2 protein-coding genes and 1 pseudogene are annotated in these 5997 nt (G+C 69.1%); 2 read left to right on the forward strand and 1 reads right to left on the reverse strand.

All coding sequences use genetic code 11. The features are described 5' to 3' along the window. A pseudogene (locus HG543_RS24845) lies at positions 1-2694 on the reverse strand (hypothetical protein); the annotation flags it as partial. A gap of 129 nt (positions 2695-2823) precedes the next feature. Between HG543_RS24845 and HG543_RS24850 the strand changes: the two are divergent. Both HG543_RS24850 and HG543_RS24855 read left to right on the forward strand, forming a co-directional pair. Then, entirely contained in the window at positions 2824-4038 is a 1215-nt protein-coding gene (locus HG543_RS24850; RefSeq protein WP_169347336.1) for a nucleotide disphospho-sugar-binding domain-containing protein, read from the forward strand. Positions 4039-4131: 93 nt separating this feature from the next. Then, entirely contained in the window at positions 4132-5757 is a 1626-nt protein-coding gene (locus tag HG543_RS24855) for a cyclic peptide export ABC transporter (RefSeq protein ID WP_169347337.1), read from the forward strand. Positions 5758-5997: the final 240 nt, after the last annotated feature.

The following is a 5997-nucleotide window of genomic DNA, read 5'->3' on the forward strand; positions in this document are numbered from 1 at the left end:
CTCCCCCGCCTTCCTCAACCGCTGGTCCGACTCCACCAGCGCCGCCCAATGGCTCAGCGGAACCTGCCTGCTCGCAATCGCCACGAAGCCGGCCAGCATCGCTCCCGACGTGAGCAGCCCATGGTGCGTCCCATCCAGGGCGCGCGTCTCCACGTCGTAGCCGGTGTGCAGCAGGCCGGAGCTGGCATCGTAGAGCCATTGGAAGTCCATCGCCTCCCGAAGCGCCCGCGCCCGCGCATCCACTCGCGCGCCGCGCAGCCCGCTCTCCACCACGAGCAACGCCGCGGCCAGCACGCCGCTCTCCGTCGTGCTGATGCGCCGGGGCCTCGCCGCCTCTCGCGCCTCCCCTTCGTAGCGGGCCAGCAGGTGCCCGCGATGACGCTCCAGGCCCTCGATGGCCTCCAGTCCCTCTCCCACCCTGGACACCAGCGCCTCCCACCCCACGTAGCCCAGGTGGTACGCGCTCAGCGGCACCACCAGCGACAGCGCCAGGTCCGTCGGTGACAGCCCCTTCGTCCCCCCACCCTCGACACCCCGTGTCGCCGACGCCTCGTACAGTTCCCAGCAGCTCCGCGCCAGGGACCGGAGCTGCTCCGGGTGCGCCGGTCCCGCCACGGCCGCGGGAGCGGGCTGGCGAACCAGCATCACCAGCATGGGGGTCCACGCGAGCAGCAACGGAGCGGCCCACGGCAGCGCCCACGGGTTGACGACCGCGAGCGCCCCGCCGATGCCGAGCGTCAACACCAACGACCCCGCTATCTCGGGGAGCATGAGCACGGTGCGCAGGCTTCGCGCCTCCCGATTGGACTGGGCGAACGTCGTCCAGTCCAGCATCCGGCTCCGGTCAAACGCGAGCTGGTACAGCGTGCGGAGGATGGCGTCGAGTGAGACGCCGGTGAACAGGAAGAGGCCTCCCATGTTGGAGACAGCGCCCACGAGGAGCCTCGGAACCGTGAAGAGCACGGTGCGCACGCCGGAGACGATGGACCCGGAGTTCCGCACGTCACGGAACATCCGCCCCAGCGCCGCGACAATCGTGTGGCGGCTGCCCCAGAGCGACATCCCGAGCGACCACGCCCACGCGAAACGGCTTGGGAGCCACAGCCAGCCCGCCACGAGCAGGACGAGCGTCGAGAGGTAGTGCAGGCTCTCGAGGAGCGCGGCGAGCAGCTTCCAGCGCTCGAACAGGGACAGGGTATTGCGAACACGGCGGCCATCCTGCGACGGCATCCACGGCAGGAGCCATGGCAGCCATTGCCAGTCTCCGCGGACCCAGCGGTGCCAGGTTCGCGTGAAGACCGAGAAGTCCCTCGGAGGACTCTCGAACAGCGTGATGTCGCAGACGTACGCGCAGCGCGAGAAGAGCCCCTCGAGCTTGTCGTGGCCCAGGATGGCGTTCTCCGGAATCCGGCCCTCCAGGCAGCGCGCGAAGGCGGCCAGGTCGTAGATGCCCTTGCCCATGAAGTCGCCCGTACCGAAGACACGTTGCTGCAGGCTCATCGGGATGTCGCGCCGGGCGCCCTTCTTCTCCCGGGCAATGGACAGGGGCCACCCTCCCGTCGCCAGCCAGTGCGTGCGGCTCGGCTCCATGCCGAGATAGGGCTGGAGGATGGAGTAGCCGGCCACGACCCTCCTGCCAGTCTCGTCGAGTCGCGCCCGGTTCAGGGGATGGTGGAGCGTCGCCACCAGGCGGGCCGCATCGCCGGGCAGCAGGTGGGTGTCCGCGTCGAGCGTGATGATGTAGCGCACCGTGCGCACCAGCGCGGGCACCGGCCCCACGTAGCTCGTGTCCTCGGCGCCCAGCACCAGGCGGTTGAACTCGTCCAGCTTGCCCCGCTTGCGCTCCCAGCCCATCCAGTGGCCGGCGACGGGGTTCCACCGCCGCTCCCGGTGGAGGAGGAAGAAGCGCGGCTGCTCGCGATACCCGTGCCGCTCGTTGAGCTCACGGATGCCCCGCTCCAGCAGGGCGAGCAGCTCCTCCTCGCCCGGGAGCTCCTTTTGAGGCGCATCCCTGAAGTCCGTCAGCAGCGCGAAGAAGAGCTCGGGCTCCACGTTGCCCAGGTAGTTGATCTCCAGCATCCGCAGCTGGGACTCGGCTTCCTCGGCGCTCGTGACCAGCAGCGGCGTGACGACCAGGGTCCGCGTGTCCGGCGAGAACACCCGCCGCGGCTCCAACCTCGGCAGGGGCACTTCCGCGGCCACCCGCCTCGAAAGCACCCCGTTGACCCACTCCTGGAGCGACATGAGGAACAGCGGCACGAGGAAGATTCCCAGCAGCACGCGCCACGGCGTGGCAACCCCTTGCGCCGCGAGCAGCCGCTCCAGGCCGAGGAGCATGAGCGCCAGGAGCATGAAGAGGGAGCCCACATACACATTCCCCGCGTGCCGCCGCACGAAGCGGGCGGCGCGCTCGGGCCAGGTAGCGCGATAACCCAGGCGGGCCTCGAGCGCGGGCCGCCCCTCGGCAATCAGCCACGTCCCCACGTGCTGCCCGCGTGCGTCGCTGGCGTCATGCTCGAGCCCGAGCTGGACCGCCTCGTGCGCGACCTCGAGCGGCTCCTTCTTCGTCCGTGCCGCCAACTCCACACAGGCCCGCCGGTACCTCTCCCGCGTGGCCTCGTCCATGTCGATGAACGTCCCAGAAGGATCGCGTGCGAGGAGCGTGTCGAGCTGGGCTTCCAACGGGGGAGACATTGACTCTCCTGGTGCAGGTTGGCATGAGGGTACCTCATGGGCCGGTTCTTTCTGACTTCTCGCGGAAGCTCGGGTGATATCAACCCCTTTATCGGGCTGGGGTGCGAGCTCAAGAGACGCGGGCACGAAGTGACCTTGATCCTGAACGAGCACCATCGTCCGTATGCGACGAAGCTCGGCTTTGACTTCGTGCCGTCCGCGCCCGCCTCGGCCTATCGCGAGGAACAGGAGGCCAACCGCCACCTCGGGAAGCCGGACTCGGGCCCGCATGTCCTCTCGTACGAGGAGCGGCTCCGTCGCTGGCACCTTCCCGAGCTGCGCGCGACCTACGCGGCGCTGGCCGAGCGGGCCGATCCACGCGACTCGGTCATCGTGGCGCGCGGGTCGACCCTCGCCGGGCGCCTGGCCCAGGAGCAACTCGGGATACCCATGGCGACGGTCTACCTGTCCCCACCGGAGGCGATACGCCTCTGGCTGGGCGTCCCGCTGCTCCTCAACCGGCCGCCTCCCTCCCGGTGGATCTACAACCTGCTGTGCGTGCCGATGATCGACCGGAACCACGATCCGCACTTCGCGTTCCTCAATGAGTTCCGCGCGGAGCTCGGGCTCGCTCCGGTGAAACACATCCAGGGTGTCTGGCTCGAGTCCCCGCAGCTCGTGCTGGGGCTCTGGCCGGACTGGTTCTACCCGCGCATGGCCCACTGGTCGCCGCGGATGCACCTGCCCGGCTTCATCCTGCACGAGAAGCACGTGGACGAGCCGCTGTCACCCGAGGTCGACGCCTTCCTGTCCGCGGGCTCGCCGCCGGTGGTGTTCGCGCCCGGGACGTTCCGAAGCCTCGGTGCCGAGGCCTTCTTCTCGACCAGCATCGAGCTCTGCCGGCGACTCGGACGCCGCGGCCTCTTCCTCTCCGAGTCACGCGCCCAGGTCCCCGCCTCCCTGCCGGAGTCCATCGCGGTGTTCTCGCAGGTGCCGCTGCGCAAGGTGCTGCCGCGCTGCGCGGCGCTCGTGCACCACGGCGGCGTCGGGACCTGTGCGCGCGCCCTGGATGCGGGCCTGCCGCAGTTCGTCGTATCGGTCTTCGGTGACCAGCCGGCCAACGCCATGCGCCTGGGCCACCTGGGCGTCGCCGGCACCATCCACGAGCGCGACTACCACGCCGACCCGGTGACGCCCATGCTCCAACGCCTCCTGACCGACGCCCGGGTGCGCGAGGCCTGCGCGACGCAGGCCCGGCGGATGGCCCAGGGGGACGCCGCGGAACGCGCGTGCGACGCCCTGGAGGAACTGCTCCCGAGCCGCTCCCGGCAGGAGCCCACACACCTCCGGCGTGCGGCGTCATGAGACGGCCACTCGCAACGGGATGGCGGATTCTGGCAAGCTCGCCCGCGCGGTGCTTCCAGGCCGCCCGGTGACGCACAGCCTGATACATCCATCATGCACTCCCTCTTCCTGCTGTTGCTCCGCCGCTCGAGTGCCTCGGTCATCCTCATCATCGTCATCGGGAGCATCGCGGGACTGTGCAACAGCTCCCTGCTCGCGTTGATCAGCGAGGCGTTGAGGGACCGGGCCTCCGTCACGACGATGATGATCGCGGCGTTCCTCGCCCTGAGCCTGGGGGTGATGGCGAGCAATCTCCTCCCGGAGCTGCTGCTCTCGCGGCTGTCACGCTCGCTCGCGGCCGAGCTCCGGCTGCGGATTGGCCGGCGCGTCCTCGCCGCGCCCCTGCGCCACCTGGAAACCCTGGGCCACGGCCCCGTGCTCGCCGTGCTCACGCATGACCTGCAGACGGTGGTCGCCACGGCCACGGCGCTCCCCTCCCTCGTGGTCGGTTCCACCATCGTCCTCGGCTGCCTGGTCTACATGGCGTGGCTCTCCCTGCAGGGATTGCTGCTCGTGCTGCCCGCAATGGCCGTGCTCGCCGGCATCTACGCCGTGGGGGCGCGGAAGATGGCCCCGCTCTGGCGCGCCGAGCGGGACGCGCAGGATGAGCTGTACCGCCAGCAGCAGCATGTGCTCGAAGGGGTGAAGGAGCTCAAGCTGCACGAGCGCCGCCGCTCGGAGTTCTTCGAGCACGACTTCGCGCCCGCCGTGGAAGGCGTGCGGCGCACGGGCGTGCGTGCCTCGGACAGTGTCGCCACCTTCGGCAACTTCCTGCACTTCTTCACGTGGCTCGTGCTCGGCCTGGTGCTGTTCGGCCTGAACCTCATGAACCCGGATGGCACCAGCGCCACCCAGGGCTACGTGATGACGCTGATGTACATGTGGGGCTCCTTCCGTGGGCTCATCGAGAGCATCGGGCGCTGGGCGCAGGCGGGGATTGCGCTCGAGAAGCTCTCGCAGCTCGACGTCTCGCTCACCGAGGCGCTGAAGGACGAAGCCGCCCTCGGCTCGGGGCTCGAGCCCGCGCGCAGCGAGCGCCACGAGGTGCGCTTCTCCGGCGTGACGTACTCGTTCGGAGGGCAGGACGGGCACGCCTTCCGGGTGGGGCCGCTCGACCTGGAGCTGCGGCCCGGGGAGCTGATCTTCGTCGTCGGGGGCAATGGCAGCGGCAAGACGACGCTGGCCAAGCTGCTCACGGGGCTCTATGCGCCAGAGACCGGACAGCTCCTGTGGAACGGGGTCGCGGTGACGGACGAGAACCGCGAGGCCTATCGCAACACGTTCTCGGCCATCTTCGCCGACTTCCACCTGTTCGAGCACCTGCGCGGCGTGCCCTCGGAGGGGCTCACGAAACAGGCGGAGGAGTATCTGCGGCGGCTCTCGCTCGAGAAGAAGCTACAGATTGTCGACGGCCGCTTCTCCACGACGAACCTCTCGACGGGACAGCGCAAGCGGCTCGCGATGCTCGTGGCGTTGCTGGAGGACCGGCCCTTCTACCTGTTCGACGAGTGGGCCGCGGATCAAGACCCGGAGTTCCGCGAGATTTTCTACCGCCAGCTCCTCCCGGAGCTGGCCGCGCGCGGCAAGGGCGTGGTGGTCATCACCCACGACGACCGGTTCTTCCATCTGGCGCACCGAGTCATCAAGCTCGAGTACGGACGGCTCGTCGCGGCGGCCTAGAACGTCCAGCAGAGCCTGTTTCACGCTTGGTACGGATGTAACACGCCTGTAATACAGGCCTGTATCACCCCGCCAGGGGCCCGAGCCGTCCGCGCGCGTGGGGGGCGCGGCGGGTCGCCGGAACCGTTACAGGATCAGCCTGATTTTCAAGGTAACTGAGAATCCTGGTAGCATCCGCGCGCTCGTGGAACAGGCCGTATTTCCTGTTCGAAACATCTTTGATTCCGCGTCAACGCGCCC

The organism is Pyxidicoccus fallax, assembly GCF_012933655.1.
In the GTDB taxonomy this organism is placed as follows: Bacteria; Myxococcota; Myxococcia; order Myxococcales; family Myxococcaceae; genus Myxococcus; species Myxococcus fallax.